The sequence below is a fragment of the Enterobacter sp. 118C5 genome (genome assembly GCF_034107645.1).
GTDB classification, from domain to species: Bacteria; Pseudomonadota; Gammaproteobacteria; order Enterobacterales; family Enterobacteriaceae; genus Enterobacter; species Enterobacter nematophilus.
In genome coordinates, this window is the sequence record NZ_JAWNEU010000007.1 from 34,140 (window position 1) to 53,040 (window position 18,901).

Below are 18,901 nucleotides of genomic sequence, written 5' to 3' on the forward strand. Positions count from 1 at the left end.
TCTGTCGCAAAATCGCGACAAATAATATATGCAGGTGTCTCCAAAATGAGACATTTAAATCATTGATTTATATAGGCTGGTATGGGTTCCCGTTAAGGTGTTGCTTAATAGCGACACTTAGCCTGGAAATCATTCAGCGCACAATGAACAGGCTAAGCGAATAAAAGTTATAAATTTCAGTATGTTAATATTTTGTTTTGCATTCTGGCATGGGTGTTGCATAATATTAACCAGTGGCTCATTCACCTTCTTATGTCAGCCCCTTCGGGACGTGCTACATAAACTTCGAATGACGCACAAAAAGGTGCCTGCCGTCCAACTACTGATCATAGCGATGCTTTATCAGGCCAGGGCGAAACGTCGAGTTAGGCACCGCCTTATTCCATGACAAAGCCGGGTTTTTACCCGGCTTTGTTGTATCTGAAGGGCAGACTCAGTTACGCTCTCCGTAAACCCCCATGAAGAGAGTAATGCGTTGAAACGCTGGCCCGTTTTTCCCCGCTCCCTGCGACAGCTCGTGATGATGGCCTTTCTGCTGATCCTGCTGCCGCTGCTGATCCTCGCCTGGCAGGCGTGGCAGAGCCTCAACGCGCTGAGTGCCCAGGCGGCACTGACGAACCGCACCACGCTTATAGACGCCAGACGCAGTGAAGCGATGACCAACGCCGCGCTGGAGATGGAGCGTAGCTATCGTCAGTACTGCGTGCTCGACGATCGTACGCTGGAGAAGGTGTACCAGAGCCAGCGCAAGCGCTACAGCGAAATGCTGGATGCCCACGCGGGCGTGCTGCCGGACGACAGGCTGTATCAGGCGTTACGTCAGGATCTGAACGATCTCGCGCAGCTGCAGTGCCAGAACAGCGGCCCGGATGCGGCTGCCGCCGCGCGCCTTGAGGCATTCGCCGCCGCCAATACCGAAATGGTGCAGTCAACGCGCACGGTCATTTTCTCTCGCGGCCAGCAGCTACAGCAGGAGATTGCCGAGCGCGGCCAGTTCTTCGGCTGGCAGGCGCTGGTGCTGTTCCTGGTGAGCCTCGGGCTGGTGCTGCTCTTTACCCGCATGATCATCGGCCCGGTTAAGGGTATTCAGCGCATGATCAACCGCCTGGGGGAGGGGAAATCGCTCGGGGATACGGTTGCCTTTAAAGGCCCGCGCGAGCTGCGCTCCGTCGGCCAGCGCATTATCTGGCTATCCGAGCGCCTGGCGTGGCTGGAATCCCAGCGTCATCAGTTCCTGCGCCATATCTCCCATGAGCTGAAAACCCCGCTGGCCAGCATGCGCGAAGGAACGGAGCTGCTGGCGGACGAAGTGGCAGGGCCGCTTACGCCGGAGCAGAAAGAGATTGTCGACATTCTGGACGCCAGCAGCCGCAACCTGCAAAAGCTGATTGAGCAGCTTCTGGATTACAACCGCAAGCTGGCTGACGGGGCGGTGGTGCTGGAAACCGTCGAGATTGAGCCGCTGGTGGATATGGTGATCTCCGCCCATAGCTTGCCGGCACGAGCTAAAATGATGCATACCGGGGTAGAGCTGACTGCGCCGACCTGTCTCGCTGAACCCATGCTATTAATGAGCGTTCTGGATAATCTTTACTCCAATGCGGTGCACTATGGTACTGAATCCGGTAACATTTATATCCGAAGTTATACGAAGGGTTCCCGGGTGTTTATTGACGTCGCAAACACCGGCACCCCCATCCCCGATGACGAAAAAACCATGATCTTCGAACCCTTTTTCCAGGGGAGTCATCAGCGGAAAGGTGCGGTAAAAGGAAGCGGTCTGGGCTTAAGCATTGCCCGGGACTGCATACGACGCATGCAGGGTGAGCTAAACATTGCCACGGACGAACGTTCAGATGTTTGCTTCCGTATTGAACTGCCCCTGAGCCGGAAAAATTAATAAAATGAATCTATATCTGGTGAGTATGTCACACGTCTTTTTCCGCGCCATACGCGCGGTGTTTTCCAGCAAAGCGGGTCGCCTGAGTCTGCCCTGTTTAGTTCTGGCGGGGTGCGTTTCCCATGCGCCGCAAAGTGCGATAAGCGGTAAACAAGAAGATAAATGGCCCGATAACCAGCTGGCGGATTTCCTCTCTACCCGCTGTGACGATATCTGGAGCCTCTCAGGGCATGATGTCGAAAATAATCCGCTGTTCTGGCTGCGCGGAATAGATTGCGCCCAGCGGCTTGCGCCTGTAGACGCCCGCTCGAAGGCGGCAATGCTGGATGAAGACACCTGGCAGGACGCTTTCAAGCGCGGGATTTTACTTGGCGATGCGAAAATTACCCCCGTTGAGCGTCGGGCTAACGTGACCCGTCTTGACACGTTTGTCATCAATCTTCCGGCACAGGTGCGCCCGGTATACCAGCTCTGGCGGGATGGGCAGACGTTACAGCTGCAGCTGTCAGAAGAGCGCTCCCGCTACAGCAAGCTGCAACAGTCAACCGACAGCGAGCTTGATACGCTGCGCCAACAGCAACAGCATTTACGTACTCAGCTGGATACCACGACGCGCAAGCTGGAAAACCTGACCGATATTGAAAGACAGCTCTCTTCGCGTAAATATCAGCCCGGTAGTTCATCTGCTGCACCGGACAGCGATATGCCGAAACAAGAGGATGTGAAGCATGACGAGCCGTAAACCAGCCCATCTCTTACTGGTGGATGACGATCCCGGCCTGTTAAAGCTGCTGGGGATGCGTCTGGTGAGTGAAGGCTACACCGTGGTGACCGCGGAAAGCGGGCAGGAGGGGCTTAAAGTCCTCAGCCGCGAGAAGATCGACCTGGTGATCAGCGACCTGCGGATGGACGAAATGGACGGCATGCAGCTGTTCGCGGAGATCCAGAAGCAGCAGCCGGGCATGCCGGTAATTATCCTGACGGCGCACGGGTCAATCCCGGATGCCGTCGCCGCAACCCAGCAGGGCGTGTTCAGCTTCCTCACCAAGCCGGTAGATAAAGACGCGCTCTACAAAGCCATCGACAGCGCGCTGGAGCACGCCGCGCCCTCCGGCGACGACGCATGGCGTGAATCTATCGTCACCCGCAGCCCGATAATGCTGCGTCTGCTTGAGCAGGCGCGAATGGTTGCACAGTCCGACGTTAGTGTGCTGATTAACGGCCAGAGCGGAACCGGGAAAGAGATCCTGGCGCAGGCGATCCACAACGCCAGCCCGCGCAGCAAAAACGCCTTTATCGCCATTAACTGCGGCGCGCTTCCGGAACAGCTGCTCGAATCTGAACTGTTTGGCCACGCCCGCGGGGCATTCACCGGTGCGGTCAGCAGCCGGGAAGGGCTGTTCCAGGCCGCGGAAGGCGGCACGCTGTTCCTCGACGAGATTGGTGACATGCCCGCGCCGCTGCAGGTCAAACTGCTGCGCGTGCTTCAGGAGCGCAAAGTGCGCCCGCTGGGCAGCAACCGTGATATTGATATTAACGTGCGAATCATCTCCGCCACCCACCGCGACCTGCCAAAAGTGATGGCCCGCAACGAGTTCCGTGAAGATCTCTACTACCGCCTGAACGTGGTGAATCTGAAGATCCCGGCGCTGGCGGAGCGTGCGGAAGATATTCCGCTGCTGGCGAATCACCTCCTGCGCCAGGCGGCAGATCGGCATAAGCCGTTCGTGCGCGCCTTTTCGACGGATGCGATGAAACGGCTGATGGCCGCCAGCTGGCCGGGTAACGTGCGCCAGCTGGTGAACGTGATTGAGCAGTGCGTGGCGCTGACGTCCTCGCCCGTTATCAGCGACGCGCTGGTGGAGCAGGCGCTGGAAGGGGAGAACACGGCCTTGCCGACGTTTGCGGAAGCGCGTAACCAGTTCGAACTAAACTATCTGCGCAAGCTGCTGCAGATAACCAAAGGCAACGTGACCCACGCGGCGCGGATGGCCGGACGCAACCGCACCGAGTTCTATAAGCTGCTCTCACGCCACGAGCTGGAAGCAAACGATTTTAAAGAGTAGTGCCGTATGGTACTGTGAGCAACCGATTACGAAGCAGCTTACAGGCAAGAGTTTAAGGACCCACCATGAAAAAGATTGATGCGATTATTAAACCTTTCAAACTGGATGACGTGCGTGAAGCGCTGGCGGAAGTGGGCATCACCGGGATGACCGTGACGGAAGTGAAAGGTTTTGGTCGTCAGAAGGGCCACACCGAGCTTTATCGTGGCGCAGAGTACATGGTCGACTTTCTGCCGAAAGTGAAAATTGAAATCGTGGTCAGCGACGATATCGTCGATACCTGCGTGGATACCATTATCCGCACGGCGCAGACGGGCAAAATTGGCGACGGGAAAATCTTCGTCTTTGACGTGGCGCGCGTGATCCGTATCCGTACCGGCGAAGAAGACGACGCGGCGATTTAACCATTCGCCACCCGGCGAAAAAAAGCCCCTCGTTCGAGGGGCTTTTTGCGTTACAGCACCTTATGCGGCCCGAAACATTCGTAATGAATATTGTCTTTATTCACGCCCAGCTCAACCAGCTGCTTCGCGGCATACTGCATAAACGCCACCGGTCCACAGACGTAGAACTGCATCTCCGGCGCGCTAAACGCCCCTTCCACCTGGCTTAAGTTCATCAGACCTTCGCTGTCAAAGCGAGCGGCTGCGCGGTCTGCCTCCGTCGGCAGGCGATACCAGGTGTGGGAGGTGAAGCGGGGCAGATCCGCCCCCAGCGCTTTCACTTCATCCGCAAAGGCGTGCACGTCGCCGTTCTCCGCGGCGTGGAACCAGTTAACCTGCGCGCCGTGGTTTGTTTTCGCCAGCGTGTCCAGCATCGCCAGCATTGGCGTTTGGCCGACGCCCGCAGAGATCAGCGTGACCGGGGTATTGGCTTCAACGGCCATAAAGAAGTCACCCGCCGGCGCGGCCAGATGAACGACGTCACCCACGTTCGCTTCGTTGTGCAGCCAGCTGGAAACCTGACCGCCGTCCTCGCGCTTCACCGCAATGCGGTAGCCTTTGCCGTTTGGTTTGCGGGTCAAAGAGTACTGGCGGATCTCCTGGTGCGGGAAGCCTTCAGGCTTCAGCCATACGCCCAGATACTGGCCCGGCTGGTAATCGGCCACCGGCTGTCCGTCTACCGGCTCAAACTCAAAGCTGGTGATTAAGGCGCTGCGCGGCGTTTTCTCGACGATGCGGAAGGCGCGCGTCCCTTCCCATCCACCCGTTTTACCGGCGTTTTCGCTGTAGATCTGCGCTTCACGATTGATAAACACGTTTGCCAGCACGCCGTAGGCTTTACCCCAGGCGTCCAGCACCTCCTGTCCCGGGCTGAACATTTCGTCCAGCGTCGCCAGCAGGTGAGTGCCGACGATGTTGTACTGCTCGGGTTGGATCTGGAAGCTGGTGTGCTTCTGCGCGATTTTTTCCACCGCGGGCAGCAACGCCGCCAGGTTTTCGATATTGCTGGCGTAGGCCGCGATGGCGTTGAACAGCGCTTCACGCTGATCGCCGTTACGCTGGTTGCTCATGTTGAAAATCTCTTTGAGCTCCGGGTTGTGCGTGAACATGCGATCGTAGAAATGGGCGGTAAGTTTAGGACCGGTTTCCACCAGCAGGGGAATGGTGGCTTTAACGGTAGCGATGGTTTGAGCGTCGAGCATGGCAGCTTCCTTCTGATGTCACTTTAATAATGTATTTTAAATGCATCTTATAAAAAATACCCATGCTTTGTAAATGGTTCTTTGCAAGATGAAAAATACGCATCACAAACCTGAAAAGAAATCCGCTGGAAATAGCGAGATCTTTATTCCTCAAACCCTTGCGTGGCGCGAAGGAAAACGTTTGCGTAAAATCATTTGTCAAGACCTGTTATCACAGAACTATTCAGTTATACTGTTGCCCGTCGTCCAACAGGACTGCCTTTTCAGGCCAAAATTTACTTGTTAGCTGAGTCAGGAGATGCGGATGTTAAAGCGTGAAATGAACATTGCCGATTATGATGCCGAACTGTGGCAGGCTATGGAGCAGGAAAAAGTACGTCAGGAAGAGCACATCGAACTGATCGCCTCCGAAAACTACACCAGCCCGCGCGTGATGCAGGCGCAGGGCTCTCAGCTGACCAACAAATACGCTGAAGGTTATCCGGGCAAGCGCTACTACGGCGGTTGCGAGTACGTTGATATCGTTGAGCAGCTGGCGATTGACCGTGCGAAAGAACTTTTTGGCGCTGACTACGCGAACGTGCAGCCGCACTCCGGCTCTCAGGCTAACTTCGCGGTCTACACCGCGCTGCTGCAGCCGGGCGATACCGTTCTGGGCATGAACCTGGCGCAGGGCGGCCACCTGACTCACGGCTCCCCGGTTAACTTCTCCGGCAAACTGTACAACATCATTCCTTACGGTATTGATGAGTCCGGTAAAATTGACTACGAAGATATGGCTAAGCAGGCCAAAGAGCACAAACCGAAGATGATCATCGGTGGCTTCTCTGCTTACTCCGGTATCGTTGACTGGGCAAAAATGCGTGAAATCGCAGACAGCATCGGTGCTTACCTGTTCGTCGATATGGCGCACGTTGCGGGCCTGATCGCCGCAGGCGTTTACCCGAACCCGGTTCCACACGCTCACGTTGTGACCACCACCACCCACAAAACCCTGGCGGGTCCACGCGGTGGCCTGATCCTGGCGAAAGGCGGTGACGAAGATCTGTATAAGAAACTGAATTCTGCCGTGTTCCCAAGCGCGCAGGGCGGCCCGCTGATGCACGTTATCGCCGCAAAAGCCGTCGCGCTGAAAGAAGCGATGGAGCCAGAGTTCAAGGTTTACCAGCAGCAGGTTGCTAAGAACGCCAAAGCGATGGTGGAAGTGTTCCTGAACCGTGGCTACAAAGTGGTCTCCGGCGGGACTGAAAACCACCTGTTCCTGCTGGATCTGGTTGATAAGAACCTGACCGGTAAAGAAGCTGACGCTGCCCTCGGCCGCGCCAACATCACCGTGAACAAAAACAGCGTGCCAAACGATCCGAAGAGCCCGTTCGTGACCTCCGGTATCCGTATCGGTTCTCCGGCCGTGACTCGTCGCGGCTTCAAAGAAGCGGAAGTGAAAGAGCTGGCTGGCTGGATGTGTGACGTTCTGGACAACATCAATGACGACGCGGTGATCGAGCGCGTCAAAGGTAAAGTTCTGGATATCTGCGCACGCTTCCCGGTATACGCATAATTCCTCTGCTTTGCAGAAACAAAAAAGGCCGCGCTTGCGGCCTTTTTTTATGGCTTAACGCCGGTCCAGGGAAATGGCCCCCGGTCCCACAATCGCCAGCAAAATAAACGCGCCAGCAATACTGACGTTCTTGTAGAAGTTAATCATATTCGGCACCACCGCATCACCGTTCATATCCCAGTAGTGGTGACCAATAATCGCCGTGCCCAGCGTGTAGAAAACAAAGAGAACCGCGAGAGGACGGGTGAAAAAGCCCAGTACGATCAGGATGGCGGCAGGCACTTCCATCACCACCGCAATAATGGCCGCCAGCATGGGCATCGGCGTGCCCAGCGAGGTCATATATTGTACGGTGCCGCTAAATCCCGTCAGTTTCGGGTAACCAAAGATAATAAACAGTACGACAAGCGCGATGCGGCCAATCAACAGCAGCAGGTGACGCGACTGACCAAAATCAAGATAACGCAGTGAGTTCATGGCAGAAATACCTCTGCAAGTGGAGTAATTTAAACGTAATACACATTTTCATTCCCCGCCATAAGCCAGACGACTGCGCAACATGTTAATTTTTGGTTAATTTATAGCAGGCTATCTACTTGCTTAATTTTTCTATTCTCGCCAGACTATGGCCTCCATTTCGGGAGGGATTCATGGGCTTGCATTCTACGCGCTGGCTGGCGCTCAGCTACTTCACCTACTTCTTTAGCTACGGTATTTTTCTGCCTTTCTGGAGCGTCTGGCTCAAGGGAATTGGTTTGACGCCAGAAACCATCGGCATCCTGCTGGGCGCGGGGCTGGTGGCACGTTTCCTCGGTAGCCTGTTGATTGCACCCCGCGTCAGCGATCCCTCTCTACTGATTAAAGCGGTGCGTATTCTGGCGCTGCTGACGCTGGTCTTTGCGGCCTGCTTCTGGGTCAGCCACCAGTTTGCCTGGCTGATGGTGGTGATGGTCGGTTTTAACCTGTTCTTCTCGCCGCTGGTACCCCTGACGGATGCCCTGGCAAACACCTGGCAAAAGCAGATCACCATGGACTATGGTCGCGTGCGCCTGTGGGGCTCGATTGCCTTCGTGATCGGCTCGGCGCTGGTGGGAAAACTGGTCAGCCTTTACGACTACCGCGCGATTCTGGCTCTGCTCAGTATCGGGATAGCCTCGATGCTGCTGGGAATGCTGCTGCGCCCGTCGGTGATGCCGCAAGGGGAGAGTCGCCATCAGGAGAGCGCGGGCTGGCCCGCCTGGCGGAGCCTGGTGGCCCAAAGCTGGCGTTTTCTGGCGTGCGTCTGCCTGCTTCAGGGGGCGCATGCGGCCTATTATGGATTCAGCGCAATCTACTGGCAGGGGGCGGGCTACTCTGCCTCTGCGGTCGGTTACCTGTGGTCGCTCGGCGTGGTTGCGGAAGTGATCATCTTTGCGCTTAGTAAAAAGCTCTTTCGCCGCTTCGGCGCGCGCGACCTGCTGCTGCTTTCCGCCCTCTGCGGCGTGGCGCGCTGGGGCATTATGGGCTGGACGACCGAACTGCCGTGGCTGATTGTGGCGCAGATTCTTCACTGCGGCACCTTCACCGTGTGCCACCTGGCGGCGATGCGCTATATCGCGGCGCGCGAGGGCGGGGACGTGATACGTCTGCAGGCGGTCTACTCGGCGGTGGCGATGGGCGGCAGCATTGCGGTGATGACGGTCTTTGCGGGCTTCCTCTACCAGCATCTGGGACACGGCGTGTTCTGGGTCATGGCGCTGGTGGCGCTCCCGGCGATGTTTGTTCGACCTAAAGTGGCCGCGCGGGCGTAGCTACGATTCCAGCATGGCGCGAATATGTTCCCGCTGCTGCGCGTTAAGTGATTCAACCGCGTGGATCAGCGGCGGCGAGAACAGCGGCAGCGCGGTAGGATAGGGGGTGACAACCAGCGCGGCTTCGCGCGGTGCCCCCTCTTTCTGGAACGCCTGCAGCGTCAGATAGCGAATGTTAAGCGGCAGCAGGGTTAATTCGCGCAGCTGCTGTTCAATCACCTCCTCACAGGATTTATCCTCCCCGGTCAGCAGCACCACCTGTTTTTCATGCAGATCGGTCTCCTGCATCAGCCAGGCGCCGAAAATAACCGCCACCAGCGCCATCTCTTCATCGGAAAAACGCAGGCCAAACTCCGCCTCCAGCTCAAAGAGTGCCTCTTTTGTGGTGCGCAGCAGCCGGGGATAGAGACGGTGAATTTCCTCGGGCAGGCTATTGTCGATGCCAATCTCAAACAGCGAGCGGTCCAGCGCCTGAGCCAGATGGATATACAGCTGATCGGTTAGCCCCTGCTCGTCGCTGAAGTTCATCCCGGTCTGGGAGCGAAAACGGGCCACCATGCGCACGATGGCGCGGCGCAAACGCTGATCCTGCTGGTGCTTATCGAGCACCGGATCGGGCGTGCGGAGCATCATAAACAGCAGCGCCAGAAACAGCTGCTCGTCCACGTGCGCGCCCTGCGGCACGCGCCGCTTCCAGTGACGGACTATTTCCTGCGCCGTAAAATACTCTCCCCGCGACTGGGTCCAGCTGCGCTGGGCGTGGGAAAACTGCGGCGTATTCCCTAAGTGGTGCTGGATGAGGCAGTATTGTAAATAGAGCTGTAAGAACTGGACGTCCCGGCATTCAAACTGACGCTGCAGCTTGCGCGAGCAGAAGCCGATCAGCGCCCGCAGGTTAGCATCGTCGTAAAGAGGCCGCGCGATGCCGTGCTGTTTAAGCGCGGTTTTTAAGGCCGGGGTAAACTGGTGCGAGACAAACTGCGGGCAAAGGCGGAGCGCCCTGCGCAGCCAGTGCAGCAGACATAAACGCTGATTCAGGGCAGTGCCTTCAATTCGGTAGCTGCCGTCGTGGTGCGTGACGATATCCAGCCGGTGATAGCGCTGGATTTCATCGCGCGTCTCGGCTATATCTTGCCGTGCCATGACGTCGTCCACGCCGTTGGCAGCGATTATGCTCTGTGCGGTGACGGCAGCATCGGGCAGGTAAAGCATTAAAAGCACCTGGCAGCGGCGCTGCGAACTGGAAAGCACAGATGGAATTTCAAGCGTCGTCATCATCTGTCGGGTATCCAGTGTGAATGTTTGATAAGAATAGCTAAAGGATGGGCGCTGAAAAGCGCGCCGGCAGGCCTTTCACTCAGGATTGCTGGGGAACATCACAGAATTTTTGACGTGAGGAATTGATGCAGACAGTTAAACAAAATGCGATGGCGGTATTTTTGGCGGTTATCACCTTCACCGCCAGCGCACATCCTCACAGTTTTATCAGCCTGAAAACCGAGCTGGTTACCGACGGCACACAGCTGAGCGGCCTGAAAATGCGCTGGACGATGGATGAAATCACCTCGGCGGATCTGCTTTATGATGCGGGCAACGCGAAGCCCGGCGACGAAATCTGGAAAAAGCTGGCGGCGGAAGTGATGGCCAACGTGCTCGGGCAGCACTACTTCACCGAGTTCTGGCATAACGGACAAAAGGTGAAGTTCCTCAATCGCCCGACAGAATACGGCATGTCCCGCGACGGGCATCAGGCGGTGCTGACTTTCGTGCTCCCGCTGGCTCACCCGCAGCCGCTGGCAGGACAAACCTATACGTTTTCCACCTTTGACCCAACGTACTACGTAGACATGAGCTATGCCGAAGAGCGCGACGTTCAGCTTCCGGCGTCGTTGCAAAAAACCTGCAAAATTGCGGTCCACACCCCAAAGCCCAGCGAAGAGACGCTGAATTTTGCTGTCTCTCTTGATAAAGAGGATGCCCCACCTGAGGACATGGAGCTGGGTAAACAGTTTGCGCAGAAGGTGACGTTACAATGTCAGTGATCTCCTCTTCGGTACGAAAACCGCGCCGCTGGCTGCACCTCTGGCCGCTGGCGCTCTTTTTACTGTTAGCCTTCGGCGGTTCGCTCTGGCTGTGGCAGGCCTGGCCGCAGGTGATGATGAAAAGCATCATCTGGCAGCGTGAGGTCAACCAGCAGATGAGCGGTCTGCTGAAGGCGGTGGCGGAGAACCCGACCAAAGCGGGCGGTTCCCTGCTGGCGTTCAGCTTTATCTACGGCGTGCTGCACGCGCTGGGTCCGGGGCACGGTAAAATCGTTATCACCACCTGGCTTGCGACCCATCCGTCGAAGCTGAAATCGAGCATTGGCCTGACGCTGGCCTCTTCGCTGCTTCAGGGCGGCGTGGCCATTGCGCTGGTGGTGGTTGTGCTTTCGCTATTACAGCTTCCCGCGCGCCAGCTGCACATGAGCAGCTTCTGGCTGGAGAAGGGCAGCTATGCGCTGGTCGGCGTGCTGGGGCTGATCCTCTGCTGGCGGGCGCTGAAAAAGCTGCGCGCGCTGCTGCAAAAGCCCAAATTCAAAACCTTTACGCCGCACCACGTGCATGATGAACATTGCGGCTGCGGGCATCAGCATCTGCCGACGCAGGAACAATTACAGAGCGGTGACGACTGGCGCGCGCGGCTGATGATCGTTCTCTCGATGGGGATGCGCCCGTGCTCGGGGGCAATCATGGTGCTGCTGTTCAGTAAGGTGATTGGCGTGTTCGGCTGGGGCATGCTTTCGGCGCTGGCGATGGCGGCGGGAACGTCCCTCACCATTTCATCTTTAGCCCTGCTGGTACACAGCTTCCGTCAGCTGGCGGTAAAACTCAGCGGCAATAAAACGCCGGTACTGTGGCGGCAGGTAGGATGGACAACGCTCGCGCTGGCGGGGGGAGTGATTCTGCTGGTGGCGGCGGTGACGATGTGGATGAGTACGGTGCCGTTTAACACCCTCTCCCCTTTGGGGAGAGGGCTGGGGTGAGGGGATTAACGCTTCAGCGCATCGCTCAGCTCATCACGCATGTTGGCCAGCATGGCTTTAACAACGCGTGGGTTACCCGCAACGATGTTGCCGGTGGTCATGTAGTTGTGGCCGCCGGTGAAGTCGCAAACAATCGCGCCTGCTTCACGTGCGATCAGCTCGCCCGCAGCAAAGTCCCACGGCTTCAGTGACAGTTCGAAGTAACCGTCAACGCGGCCGGTGGCAACGTAGGCCAGATCCAGCGCAGCGGAGCCGGTGCGACGGAAGTCCGCGCATTCGGTGAACAGCTTGCCCAGGATATTCATATAGGTGGTTGCGTGCTGCTTCGCCTTGAACGGGAAGCCGGTCGCCAGGATGGTGCCGTCCAGGTCGCGTGCGTTGCTGCAGCGCAGACGGTAGCCGTTCAGCTGTGCGCCCTGGCCACGGGTAGCAGTGAACAGTTCGTTACGCATTGGATCGTAAACAACGGCGACTTCAGTACGGCCTTTGATGCGTACTGCGATTGACACAGAGAAGTGTGGCAGGCGTTTGACGAAGTTGGTGGTGCCATCCAGTGGATCGATAACCCATTGAACATCCTGATCGGTACCTTCATGTTCACCGCTTTCTTCGGTGATGATGGTGTGCTGCGGGTAAGATTTACGGATCGTTTCGATAATAATCGCTTCTGCGGCTTTATCGACGTTAGTCACGAAATCATTGCTGCCTTTCTGGCTGGTTTCTACGGAGTCTGGCGTTTCGTAGTGTTTGGCAATTACGTTACCCGCCTTGCGCGCTGCGCGCACGGCGATGGTCAGCATCGGATGCATCGGTCTCTCTCACTGGATGTTAAAGAACAGGAAAATCGGCGCAGAGTATAGCAGCGGGATCGGATTATGTCTCCCGTTTATGATAATATGCCCGAATATTCTTCAGACACTGAATCCAGACATCTAAAAATTATGCTGCAAAACATTCGAATCGTGCTGGTCGAAACATCGCACACCGGCAACATGGGCTCCGTTGCCCGCGCTATGAAAACCATGGGCTTAACGAACCTGTGGCTGGTTAACCCGCTGGTGAAGCCTGACTCCCAGGCCATCGCTCTGGCGGCCGGAGCCAGCGACGTGATCGGCAACGCGCAGATCGTTGATACCCTCGACGAAGCGCTGGCCGGCTGCAGCCTTGTTGTGGGCACCAGCGCGCGCTCACGCACGCTGCCGTGGCCGATGCTGGACCCGCGTGAATGCGGCCTGAAAAGCGTCTCGGAAGCAGAGCAGGCGCCGGTTGCGCTGGTGTTTGGCCGCGAGCGCGTTGGCCTGACCAACGACGAACTGCAGAAGTGTCACTACCACGTGGCGATTGCCGCCAACCCGGAATACAGCTCGCTGAACCTGGCGATGGCGGTGCAGGTTATCGCCTACGAAGTGCGTATGGCGTGGCTGGCGACGCAGGAGAAGCAGGCAGAACCGAAAGAAGAGACGGCCTATCCATTGGTGGACGACCTGGAGCGTTTCTACGGTCACCTGGAGCAGACGCTGCTCGCTACCGGCTTCATCCGCGAAGGCCACCCGGGCCAGGTAATGAACAAACTGCGCCGCATGTTCACCCGCGCGCGCCCGGAAAGCCAGGAGTTGAATATCCTGCGCGGGATCCTGGCGTCGATTGAGCAGAAGAATAAAGAGTAGTGCCGGTTTGTTTTCTTCCTCTCCCCGTGGGAGAGGGGCGGGTTGAGGGCATCAGGCCGCACCCAGGCAAAACGGCACGGAAGGTTAAATACCTGACTAAAACAGTCAAGTAAATAGTTGACCATTTTAGTCAGGAATGTCAGACTTGGCCCTGCTATGCAATACCCCCATTTTACAATAAAAAACCCCGGGCAGGGGCGAGTTTGAGGTTAAGTAAGACATGAGACTGACATCTAAAGGGCGTTATGCCGTGACCGCGATGCTGGACGTTGCGCTCAACTCCGAAGCGGGCCCGGTTCCGTTGGCTGATATTTCTGAACGACAAGGGATCTCCCTCTCTTACCTGGAACAGCTGTTCTCCAGACTGCGTAAAAATGGACTGGTTTCCAGCGTTCGTGGCCCGGGCGGCGGTTATCTGCTGGGGAAAGACGCGGGCAGTATTGCGGTTGGCGAAGTGATTAGCGCCGTTGACGAATCCGTTGACGCGACCCGTTGCCAGGGTAAAGGCGGCTGCCAGGGCGGCGATAAGTGCCTGACCCACGCGCTGTGGCGCGATTTGAGCGACCGTCTGACCGGCTTCCTGAACAACATCACCCTCGGTGAGCTGGTCAATAACCAGGAAGTTCTGGACGTATCAGGCCGTCAGCACAGCCATGATTCACAACGTAGCACCCGCGCGCAGGACGCTATCGACGTCAAATTACGCGCGTAATAAAACGATAAGTATTTCAGAATCAGGCCGGGGTGATAACACCCCGCGTACTCGGTCGTACATCCAGCCGGTTGCCTGATTCCTTGCATTGAAGCGATGTACGGAGTTTATAGAGCAATGAAATTACCGATTTATCTCGACTACTCCGCAACCACGCCGGTGGACCCGCGTGTTGCCGAGAAAATGATGCAGTGTCTGACCCTGGACGGAAACTTTGGTAACCCAGCTTCCCGTTCACACCGTTTTGGCTGGCATGCTGAAGAGGCGGTGGATATCGCCCGTAATCAGATTGCTGACCTGGTGGGTGCCGACCCGCGTGAGATTGTTTTCACCTCCGGTGCGACCGAATCCGACAACCTGGCGATCAAAGGTGCAGCCAACTTTTATCAGAAAAAAGGCAAGCACATCATCACCAGCAAAACCGAACACAAAGCCGTGCTGGACACCTGCCGCCAGCTGGAGCGTGAAGGGTTCGAAGTAACCTATCTGGCGCCACAGAGCAACGGTATTATTGACCTGAAAGAGCTCGAAGCAGCCATGCGTGATGACACCATCCTGGTCTCCATCATGCACGTTAACAACGAAATCGGCGTCGTTCAGGACATCGCGACCATCGGCGAAATGTGCCGCGCGCGCGGTATCATCTACCACGTGGATGCGACCCAGAGCGTGGGCAAACTGCCTATCGACCTGAGCCAGCTGAAAGTAGACCTGATGTCCTTCTCCGGCCACAAAATCTATGGCCCGAAAGGGATCGGCGCGCTGTACGTTCGTCGTAAGCCTCGTATCCGCATCGAAGCACAGATGCACGGCGGTGGTCACGAGCGCGGCATGCGTTCCGGTACGCTGCCTGTTCACCAGATCGTGGGCATGGGCGAAGCATACCGCATTGCGAAAGAAGAGATGGAAACCGAGATGGCGCGCCTGCGCACGCTGCGTAACCGTCTGTGGGACGGCGTGAAAGATATGGAAGAAGTGTATCTGAACGGCGATCTCGAGCAGGGCGCGCCGAACATCCTCAACGTCAGCTTCAACTATGTTGAAGGCGAATCGCTGATCATGGCGCTGAAAGACCTGGCCGTTTCTTCCGGTTCTGCCTGTACGTCTGCAAGCCTGGAGCCATCCTACGTGCTGCGCGCGCTGGGCATGACCGACGAGCTGGCACACAGCTCTATCCGTTTCTCTTTAGGTCGTTTCACTACCGAAGAAGAGATTGACTACACCATCAAGCTGGTTCGTAACTCCATCGGCCGTCTGCGCGATCTTTCTCCACTGTGGGAAATGTTTAAGCAGGGCGTGGATCTGAACAGCATTGAATGGTCACATCACTAATCGGTACATAAGGAGAATTCAATCATGGCATACAGCGAAAAAGTTATCGATCATTACGAGAACCCGCGCAACGTTGGCTCTTTTGACAACAGCGACGAATCTGTCGGTAGCGGCATGGTTGGCGCACCGGCGTGTGGCGACGTGATGAAGTTGCAGATTAAAGTCAACAATGAAGGTATCATTGAAGACGCGCGTTTCAAGACTTACGGCTGCGGTTCTGCAATTGCGTCCAGCTCCCTGGTCACCGAGTGGGTGAAGGGCAAGTCTCTGGACGAAGCACAGGCAATCAAAAACACGGATATTGCTGAAGAACTCGAACTGCCGCCGGTGAAAATTCACTGTTCAATTCTGGCAGAAGACGCGATCAAAGCCGCCATTGCGGATTACAAAAGCAAACGTGAAGCAAAATAATTGAGGTTTGAGTATGTCGATTACCCTTAGCGACAGCGCTGCCGCGCGAGTAAGCTCTTTTCTGGCGAACCGTGGTAAAGGCTTTGGCCTGCGACTGGGCGTACGTACCTCCGGCTGTTCTGGTATGGCTTACGTACTGGAGTTTGTTGACGAGCCGGCGTCTGACGACACCGTGTTTGAAGACAAGGGCGTGAAGGTGGTGGTCGATGGCAAAAGCCTGCAATTCCTCAACGGCACTCAGCTGGACTTCGTAAAAGAAGGCCTGAACGAAGGGTTCAAATTCACGAACCCGAACGTCAAAGATGAGTGTGGTTGCGGCGAAAGCTTCCACGTTTAACCGCGCGTCATCCGAAACCCCACCGTGGCTTTGCTACGCGTGGGGTTTGTTCTAACAGGCTACCCCTGAGATTGTTATGGATTACTTCACTCTCTTCGGACTACCCGCTCAATACCCGATCGATCTGCAGGCGCTGACGGTCCGCTTTCAGGATCTGCAGCGTCAGTATCATCCGGATAAATTCGCCAGCGGGACGCAGGCAGAACAGCTGGCTGCGGTTTCCCATTCTGCCACCATCAATCAGGCCTGGCAGACGCTGCGCCATCCGCTGGCGCGTGCAGAATACCTGCTCTCGCTCCACGGCTTTGATCTCGCGAGCGAGCAGCACACCGTGCGCGACACCGCGTTTCTGATGGAGCAGCTTACGCTTCGCGAAGAGCTGGACGAGATTGAACAGGCCAAAGACGAAGCGCGTCTGGAAAGCTTCATCAACCGCGTAAAGGGCATGTTCGATACCCGCCATCAGCAGATGGTGGAGCAACTGAACAACGAGACCTGGGACGTGGCGGCAGATACTGTGCGCAAACTCCGTTTTCTCGATAAACTGCGAAGCAGCACTGAACAACTCGAAGAAAAGCTGCTCGATTTTTAATTTCGGAAGCAATTATGGCCTTATTACAAATTAGTGAGCCTGGCTTAAGTGCCGCACCGCACCAGCGTCGACTGGCGGTGGGTATTGATCTCGGCACCACCAATTCCCTCGTGGCGACCGTGCGCAGCGGCCAGGCGGAAACGCTGGCCGACGAGCAGGGCCGCCATCTGCTGCCTTCCGTGGTCCACTACCAGCAGCAGGGTCACGCGGTCGGCTATGACGCTCGTGCCAACGCCGCGCGCGATCCGGCCAATACCATCAGCTCCGTCAAGCGCATGATGGGCCGCTCGCTGGCCGATATTCAGGCCCGCTATCCACATCTGCCGTATCAGCTGCAGGCCAGTGAAAACGGTCTGCCGATGATTGCGACCGCGGCCGGCCTGCTGAACCCGATTCGCGTTTCCGCTGACATCCTCAAAGCGCTGGCGGAGCGTGCTAAAGCGACGCTCGGCGGCGATCTGGACGGCGTGGTGATCACCGTTCCGGCCTATTTTGACGATGCACAGCGTCAGGGCACCAAAGACGCCGCGCGTCTGGCGGGCCTGCACGTGCTGCGCCTGCTGAACGAACCGACGGCGGCGGCGATTGCCTACGGCCTCGACTCCGGTCAGGAAGGGGTAATCGCGGTTTACGACCTCGGCGGCGGCACCTTTGATATCTCGATCCTGCGCCTGAGCCGCGGGGTGTTTGAAGTCCTGGCGACCGGCGGGGATTCCGCGCTGGGCGGCGATGACTTCGACCATCTGCTGGCGGACTACATTCGCGAGCAGGCGGGCATCAGCGATCGCAGCGATGCCCGCGTACAGCGTGAACTGCTGGACGCGGCGATTGACGCCAAAATCGCCCTGAGCGATGCGCAGGCGGTTACCGTTAATGTCGCAGGCTGGCAGGGTGACATCACCCGCGACCAGTTCAGCGATCTGATTGCCCCGCTGGTGAAGCGCACCCTGATGGCCTGCCGTCGCGCGCTGAAAGATGCAGGCGTCGAGGCGAACGAGGTGCTGGAAGTGGTCATGGTGGGCGGTTCGACCCGCGTGCCGCTGGTGCGCGAGCGCGTGGGCGAATTCTATGGCCGCACGCCGCTGACCTCTATCGACCCGGACAAAGTGGTTGCCGTGGGCGCCGCGATCCAGGCCGATATTCTGGTCGGCAACAAGCCGGACAGCGAAATGCTGCTGCTGGACGTTATCCCGCTGTCGCTGGGTTTAGAAACCATGGGCGGCCTGGTGGAGAAAGTGATCCCGCGTAACACCACCATTCCGGTGGCGCGCGCGCAGGAGTTCACCACCTTCAAGGACGGCCAGACCGCGATGTCCATCCACGTGATGCAGGGCGAACGCGAGCTGGTGCAGGACTGCCGCTCTCTGGCGCGCTTTGCGCTGCGCGGCATCCCGGCGCTGCCTGCGGGCGGGGCGCATATTCGCGTCACCTTCCAGGTGGATGCGGACGGCCTGCTGAGCGTCACGGCGATGGAAAAATCGACCGGCGTGGAATCGTCTATTCAGGTGAAGCCGTCCTACGGCCTGACCGATGGCGAAATCGCCTCCATGATTCAGGATTCAATGAGCTACGCCGAGCAGGATGTGAAGGCGCGTATGCTGGCTGAACAAAAAGTTGAAGCCGCCCGCGTGCTGGAAAGCCTGAACGGCGCGCTCGCTGTCGATGCCGCGCTGTTAAGCGCCGCTGAGCGTCAGGTGATTGACGACGCTGCCGCGCACTTAAGCGCTGTCGCTGAAGGTAATGACGCTGACGCAATAGAAGAAGCCATTAAAAACGTTGATAAACAAACCCAGGACTTCGCTGCTCGCCGCATGGACAAATCTGTCCGCGTCGCGCTGAAAGGCCAGTCCGTGGACGAGGTTTAAT

At 57.1% G+C, this 18,901-nt stretch carries 19 protein-coding genes; 15 read left to right on the plus strand and 4 right to left on the minus strand.

What is annotated here, in order from left to right; all coding sequences use genetic code 11:
• The first annotated feature begins 475 nt into the window (after positions 1-475).
• The 4 genes from qseE (at position 476) to glnB (ending at position 4,370) form a co-directional block, all read left to right on the plus strand.
• Positions 476-1,900, plus strand: a complete 1,425-nt coding sequence (gene qseE / locus UTO39_RS13770) for a two component system sensor histidine kinase QseE/GlrK (RefSeq protein WP_266179709.1) — start codon at positions 476-478, stop codon at positions 1,898-1,900.
• Positions 1,901-1,904: 4 nt separating this feature from the next.
• Positions 1,905-2,642: a two-component system QseEF-associated lipoprotein QseG gene (gene qseG, locus UTO39_RS13775; protein WP_061097377.1), complete on the plus strand. Its 738-nt coding sequence runs from the start codon at positions 1,905-1,907 to the stop codon at positions 2,640-2,642.
• Positions 2,629-3,966, plus strand: coding sequence for a two-component system response regulator GlrR (gene glrR, locus UTO39_RS13780; protein ID WP_028014084.1), 1,338 nt, complete (start codon positions 2,629-2,631; stop codon positions 3,964-3,966). The genes qseG and glrR overlap by 14 nt, the downstream gene beginning before the upstream one ends.
• A 65-nt stretch (positions 3,967-4,031) precedes the next feature.
• Complete coding sequence (gene glnB, locus UTO39_RS13785; protein WP_003860685.1) at positions 4,032-4,370, plus strand: nitrogen regulatory protein P-II; 339 nt, start codon at positions 4,032-4,034, stop codon at positions 4,368-4,370.
• A 50-nt stretch (positions 4,371-4,420) separates the two neighbouring features.
• On the opposite strand, the gene hmpA is transcribed toward glnB, so the two are convergent.
• Entirely contained in the window at positions 4,421-5,611 is a 1,191-nt protein-coding gene (hmpA, locus tag UTO39_RS13790) for an NO-inducible flavohemoprotein (RefSeq protein ID WP_266179707.1), read from the minus strand.
• A 304-nt stretch (positions 5,612-5,915) separates the two neighbouring features.
• Here hmpA and glyA point away from each other — a divergent pair, with 304 nt between their 5' ends.
• Positions 5,916-7,169: a serine hydroxymethyltransferase gene (gene glyA, locus UTO39_RS13795; protein WP_061097380.1), complete on the plus strand. Its 1,254-nt coding sequence runs from the start codon at positions 5,916-5,918 to the stop codon at positions 7,167-7,169.
• Between the two features lie 54 nt (positions 7,170-7,223).
• Here glyA and UTO39_RS13800 read toward each other — a convergent pair whose 3' ends face one another.
• Positions 7,224-7,646, minus strand: a complete 423-nt coding sequence (locus UTO39_RS13800) for a DoxX family protein (protein WP_061097381.1) — start codon at positions 7,644-7,646, stop codon at positions 7,224-7,226.
• A gap of 173 nt (positions 7,647-7,819) precedes the next feature.
• Between UTO39_RS13800 and UTO39_RS13805 the strand changes: the two genes are divergently transcribed.
• The gene (locus tag UTO39_RS13805; RefSeq protein WP_320727393.1) at positions 7,820-8,959 is read left to right on the plus strand and encodes a 3-phenylpropionate MFS transporter; all 1,140 of its coding nucleotides are present in this window, start codon (positions 7,820-7,822) and stop codon (positions 8,957-8,959) included.
• Here the strand turns inward: UTO39_RS13805 and csiE are convergent, their stop codons facing one another.
• On the minus strand, positions 8,960-10,237 hold the full coding sequence (gene csiE / locus UTO39_RS13810; RefSeq protein ID WP_151414114.1) for a stationary phase inducible protein CsiE: 1,278 nt from the start codon (positions 10,235-10,237) through the stop codon (positions 8,960-8,962). It abuts the gene before it with no gap.
• A 125-nt stretch (positions 10,238-10,362) separates the two neighbouring features.
• Here csiE and UTO39_RS13815 point away from each other — a divergent pair, with 125 nt between their 5' ends.
• Together UTO39_RS13815 and UTO39_RS13820 are read left to right on the plus strand one after the other, a co-directional pair.
• Positions 10,363-11,001, plus strand: a complete 639-nt coding sequence (locus tag UTO39_RS13815; RefSeq protein WP_061097383.1) for a DUF1007 family protein — start codon at positions 10,363-10,365, stop codon at positions 10,999-11,001.
• On the plus strand, positions 10,992-11,984 hold the full coding sequence (locus UTO39_RS13820; RefSeq protein WP_320727394.1) for a nickel/cobalt transporter: 993 nt from the start codon (positions 10,992-10,994) through the stop codon (positions 11,982-11,984). The genes UTO39_RS13815 and UTO39_RS13820 overlap by 10 nt, the downstream gene beginning before the upstream one ends.
• Positions 11,985-11,989: 5 nt before the next feature.
• Here UTO39_RS13820 and suhB read toward each other — a convergent pair whose 3' ends face one another.
• On the minus strand, positions 11,990-12,793 hold the full coding sequence (gene suhB / locus UTO39_RS13825) for an inositol-1-monophosphatase (RefSeq protein ID WP_028014077.1): 804 nt from the start codon (positions 12,791-12,793) through the stop codon (positions 11,990-11,992).
• Positions 12,794-12,925: 132 nt separating this feature from the next.
• On the opposite strand from suhB, the gene trmJ reads away from it, so the two are divergent.
• From trmJ to hscA, 7 genes are all read left to right on the plus strand, one after another.
• A complete protein-coding gene (gene trmJ / locus UTO39_RS13830) occupies positions 12,926-13,651 on the plus strand; it encodes a tRNA (cytosine(32)/uridine(32)-2'-O)-methyltransferase TrmJ (RefSeq protein WP_028014076.1) in 726 nt (241 codons plus the stop codon).
• Between the two features lie 220 nt (positions 13,652-13,871).
• Entirely contained in the window at positions 13,872-14,363 is a 492-nt protein-coding gene (iscR, locus tag UTO39_RS13835) for a Fe-S cluster assembly transcriptional regulator IscR (protein ID WP_008502158.1), read from the plus strand.
• 117 nt (positions 14,364-14,480) lie between these two features.
• A complete protein-coding gene (gene iscS / locus UTO39_RS13840; protein ID WP_003860663.1) occupies positions 14,481-15,695 on the plus strand; it encodes a cysteine desulfurase in 1,215 nt (404 codons plus the stop codon).
• A 24-nt stretch (positions 15,696-15,719) separates the two neighbouring features.
• Complete coding sequence (gene iscU / locus UTO39_RS13845) at positions 15,720-16,106, plus strand: Fe-S cluster assembly scaffold IscU (RefSeq protein WP_003860661.1); 387 nt, start codon at positions 15,720-15,722, stop codon at positions 16,104-16,106.
• Positions 16,107-16,119: 13 nt separating this feature from the next.
• Complete coding sequence (gene iscA / locus UTO39_RS13850; protein WP_003860659.1) at positions 16,120-16,443, plus strand: iron-sulfur cluster assembly protein IscA; 324 nt, start codon at positions 16,120-16,122, stop codon at positions 16,441-16,443.
• A 76-nt stretch (positions 16,444-16,519) separates the two neighbouring features.
• A complete protein-coding gene (gene hscB, locus UTO39_RS13855) occupies positions 16,520-17,035 on the plus strand; it encodes a co-chaperone HscB (protein ID WP_320727395.1) in 516 nt (171 codons plus the stop codon).
• Between the two features lie 14 nt (positions 17,036-17,049).
• A complete protein-coding gene (gene hscA, locus UTO39_RS13860) occupies positions 17,050-18,900 on the plus strand; it encodes a Fe-S protein assembly chaperone HscA (protein ID WP_320727396.1) in 1,851 nt (616 codons plus the stop codon).
• Position 18,901: the final 1 nt, after the last annotated feature.